This is a genomic window from uncultured Amaricoccus sp. (genome assembly GCF_937891315.1).
Classification (GTDB): domain Bacteria; phylum Pseudomonadota; class Alphaproteobacteria; order Rhodobacterales; family Rhodobacteraceae; genus Amaricoccus.
Genome location: NZ_CALAGI010000120.1, coordinates 1 through 3,734, shown reverse-complemented (window position 1 = coordinate 3,734; position 3,734 = coordinate 1). Strand labels below are relative to the sequence as shown.

At 69.1% G+C, this 3,734-nt stretch carries 4 protein-coding genes and 1 pseudogene; all 5 read left to right on the top strand.

The features are described from left to right. A pseudogene (locus tag Q0480_RS11195) lies at positions 1-282 on the top strand (riboflavin synthase); the annotation flags it as partial. Between the two features lie 281 nt (positions 283-563). Then, the gene (ribB, locus tag Q0480_RS11190) at positions 564-1,676 is read left to right on the top strand and encodes a 3,4-dihydroxy-2-butanone-4-phosphate synthase (RefSeq protein ID WP_299132954.1); all 1,113 of its coding nucleotides are present in this window, start codon (positions 564-566) and stop codon (positions 1,674-1,676) included. A gap of 25 nt (positions 1,677-1,701) precedes the next feature. After that, on the top strand, positions 1,702-2,238 hold the full coding sequence (locus Q0480_RS11185; protein ID WP_299132951.1) for a 6,7-dimethyl-8-ribityllumazine synthase: 537 nt from the start codon (positions 1,702-1,704) through the stop codon (positions 2,236-2,238). Beyond that, a complete protein-coding gene (nusB, locus tag Q0480_RS11180; RefSeq protein WP_299132949.1) occupies positions 2,238-2,723 on the top strand; it encodes a transcription antitermination factor NusB in 486 nt (161 codons plus the stop codon). Before Q0480_RS11185 ends, nusB begins: the two co-directional genes overlap by 1 nt. Positions 2,724-2,806: 83 nt before the next feature. Continuing rightward, positions 2,807-3,589 carry a hypothetical protein gene (locus Q0480_RS11175; RefSeq protein WP_299132946.1) on the top strand — a complete coding sequence of 261 codons (783 nt, stop codon included), beginning with the start codon at positions 2,807-2,809 and terminating at the stop codon, positions 3,587-3,589. Positions 3,590-3,734: the final 145 nt, after the last annotated feature.

The window sequence follows — 3,734 nt, the reverse complement described above, 5'->3', positions numbered from 1 at the left end:
CGCGCCGAGGTGATCGCGATGGCGGAGGAGGGCGACAGCACCCGCGTCACCTTCCGCGCGCCGGCCAATCTCGCGCGGTTCATCGCGCCCAAGGGCTCGGTGGCGCTCAACGGCGCGTCGCTGACGGTCAACACGGTCGAAGGGCGCGACTTCGGGGTGAATTTCATCCCCCATACCCGGAGCCACACCACCTGGGGCAGCGCGCGGACCGGCGATCTCGTCAATATCGAGATCGACACCCTCGCCCGCTATGTCGCCCGCCTGGCCGAGCCGGTGGAGTAGCGACGGGCGAAAGCGCGAGGGACCGAACGACCGCCTGCCAGACGACCGCGCGTCGAGAAGCTCGCCCGCGGCCGGAACCGTGATCGCGCGGTGCCGGCGCATCCGCTGCTCGACCCCGCGGCCGTTGCCCGGCTGATCGAACGGGGCCGCTGCCACCGCCCTCGGCCGCCGCGCTTCGACGCGCCCCGACCCGGCGAGCGCCTGTATCGGCGGGTCCGCTTCCGCTCTGGCCTTCCGCGCGGTCCCGCGGTATCCGACGCGCGAACAAATCGCCCGGCGCCATGACCGACAGTATCAACCACAGCTATCAGGACGCGATCTCGCCCATCGAGGAGATCATCGAGGCCGCGCGCAATGGCAGGATGTTCCTGCTGGTCGATCACGAGGACCGCGAGAACGAAGGCGATCTGGTGATCCCGGCGCAGATGTGCACGCCCGACGCGATCAATTTCATGGCGACCCATGGCCGGGGCCTCATCTGCCTCACCCTGCCCGGCGAGCGGCTCGACGCGCTCGGCCTGCCGCTGATGGCCTCGTCCAACTCCTCGCGGCACGAGACCGCCTTCACCGTCTCGATCGAGGCGCGGGAGGGCGTGACCACCGGCATTTCCGCCCATGACCGCGCCCGCACCGTCGCCGTGGCGATCGACCCGCGCTCCGGCCCGCAGGATATCGCGACCCCGGGCCATATTTTCCCGCTCCGCGCCCGCGACGGCGGCGTCCTGGTGCGCGCCGGCCATACCGAGGCGGCGACCGACATCGCCCGGCTCGCCGGCCTCAATCCGGCGGGGGTGATCTGCGAGGTGATGAAGGACGATGGTTCGATGGCGCGCCTGCCCGACCTCGTCGCCTTCGCCCAGCGCCACGGACTCAAGATCGGCACGATTTCCGACCTGATCGCCTATCGCCGCAAATATGACAATCTCGTTCGCGAGACGGCGTCGCGGCATATCCTCTCGGAATATGGCGGCGACTGGCAGATGCGCATCTTCACCGACATTCCCGGCGGCGCCGAGCATGTCGTGCTGTCCAAGGGCGATCTCACGCGGCGCGAACCGGTGCTGGTGCGGATGCACGCGGTCAATCCACTGGAGGACCTGCTCGGCACCCATCCCGGCCGTACCCACCAGCTCCGCGATTCGATGAGCGCCATCGCGGAAGAGGGACGCGGCGTGCTGGTCCTCCTGCGCGACATGTCGGCCAAGCTCGACATCGGCGACCATGTCTCGCCGAACAAGCTGCGGCAATATGGCGTTGGCGCGCAGATATTGAACGCGCTTGGCCTCAGCGAGCTGATCCTGCTCACCAATTCGCCGATCCCCAAGGTGGTCGGGCTCGAGGGCTACGGCCTGACCATCGCGGGCACCCGCCCGATCCCGATGTCGAGCAGCTGAGCCGCGGACGAGCCAAGGAGCCGACATGGCAAGCACCATCGCCCACCAGTCGCCGCCGCCGCCGCGGTTCGAGCGTCCGACGCGCCTCCTGATCGTCGTGGCGCCCTACTATCGTGAGATCGCCGACGCATTGATCGCCGGTGCGCGCGCCGCGATCGAGACGGCTGGCGCCACGCACGAGACCATCGAAGTGCCGGGCGCGCTCGAAATTCCGACGGCGATCCACCTCGCGCACGCCGGGGACGATTTCGACGGCTTCGTGGCGCTCGGTTGCGTGATCCGGGGCGAGACCACCCACTATGACACGGTCTGCAACGACAGTTCGCGCGGATTGATGCTGCTGGGGCTCGGCGGGGTCTGCGTCGGCAACGGCATTCTGACGGTCGAGAACGCGGATCAGGCCATGGTTCGCGCCGAGGTCTCCGGCCAGAACAAGGGCGGCGGCGCGGCCGAGGCGGCGATGCATCTGATCCACATCGCCCGCCGCTTCGCGCGGCCCGGGCGCGGCGCGGGCAAGGTCGGCTTCCGCATGGCCGGCGATCCCGACCGGGATTTCACCTGATGGACGGCAAGCCAGCCAAGCCGACCGCGGCCCAGGCGCGCCGGATGCGGTCCGCGTCGCGCTTCTACGCCGTGCAGGCGCTGTTCCAGATGGAATCCGCCGATGTCGGGCTCGAGACCGTGCGCGAGGAGTTCGAGACGCACCGGCTCGGCGCGGTGATCGACGGCGTGCCCTATGCCGAGGCCGATATCGACCATTTCCGCGCGCTGCTCGCCGCGACCGTGGAGCATCAGGCCCGGATCGACCAGTTGACCCATCGCGGCCTCGTGGTGCGCTGGCCCATCGATCGCATCGACCCGACGCTGCGCGCGCTGTTCCGCGCGGCCGGGGCGGAGCTCGTGGCGACCGACACGCCACCTAAGGTGACGATCACCGAATATGTCGATGTGGCGAAAGCCTTCTACCCCTCCGGCAAGGAGGCGAAGTTCGTGAACGCCGTGCTCGACCACATGGCGCGCGAAGCGCGTCCCGAAGCCTTCGCCTGAGGCGTCGGCCGGGCCGCGCTCTTCTCACGGTGCGCGCGATGGGCTAAGCCCGGGGGACATCGCCACGACGAGGATCCCCGCCCGTGAGCACGACCCCCTGGAAGACGACTTCCCCGCTGCCGCCGCTCGGGGTCTTCGGGCTGATCGCCCAGACCTTCCGGCTGTTCTTCGCCCGGTTCGGCACGCTGTTCCCGCTCGCCTTCGTCCCGGCGCTGGCGCTGGCGCTGATCGGCTGGGCGATCACGCCCGTCGTCCTGCCGGAGAATTTCGACCCGACCGTCGATGTCTTCCCGGCGCCGACCTTCGGCGACCTCCTGCTCGGCGTTCTCAGCATGGTGATCGGCTTCTTCGTAATCGGCTTCATGTGTCTCGCCGCGCTCGACGCGGTGATGGGCCGAAGCCACACGATCGGCCAGTACACCCGGCAGACCATGCGCCAGCTGCTGCCGATCGGCGTGCTCGGCATCGCCCTGACGGTGATGGCCGCGATCGGCGGGATGCTCCTGATCGTGCCGGGCCTGTATGTGCTGGCGCGGTTCCTGCCCTGGGTTGAGTCCGTGGTGTTCGAGGATGTCGGCTGGTCCGGGCTCGGCCGCGCGCAACAGCTGACCGAAGGCTATCGCTGGCCGCTGGTCGGCGCCGTGCTGCTGATGGGCGTGATCGTCGTCACGATCATCGTCGCCGTCAGCCCGATCATGCTGGCGGTGAGCGGCGGCGGCCTCGCCCTCGCCACCGTGCTGTTGGAGGCGGTGATCTCGGGGCTCTACTACGCGCTGATCGCGATCTTCACCGCGCTGATCTATGCCCGCCTGCGCGAGATCAAGGAAGGCATGACCATCGCCCAGATCGCCGCCACCATAGGCTAGAATATCGGTGATGATCAGGGGTTCAGGCGCCACCGGCGGGCGGCGCCCGTGGCTTCACCCCAGCGACTCGATCCGGGCGCGAAGTTCGTGGCGCGGCAGGCCCATGTCGCGCAGCAGGCGATCCTCGAGCCCGAGGGCCGCCACA

Bases quoted from the DNA above. Each gene is read 5' to 3' on its own strand.
- ribB (WP_299132954.1), top strand. From the start codon at position 564: ATGACCGACAGTATCAACCACAGCTATCAGGACGCGATCTCGCCCATC.
- Q0480_RS11185 (WP_299132951.1), top strand. From the start codon at position 1,702: ATGGCAAGCACCATCGCCCACCAGTCGCCGCCGCCGCCGCGGTTCGAG.
- nusB (WP_299132949.1), top strand. From the start codon at position 2,238: ATGGACGGCAAGCCAGCCAAGCCGACCGCGGCCCAGGCGCGCCGGATG.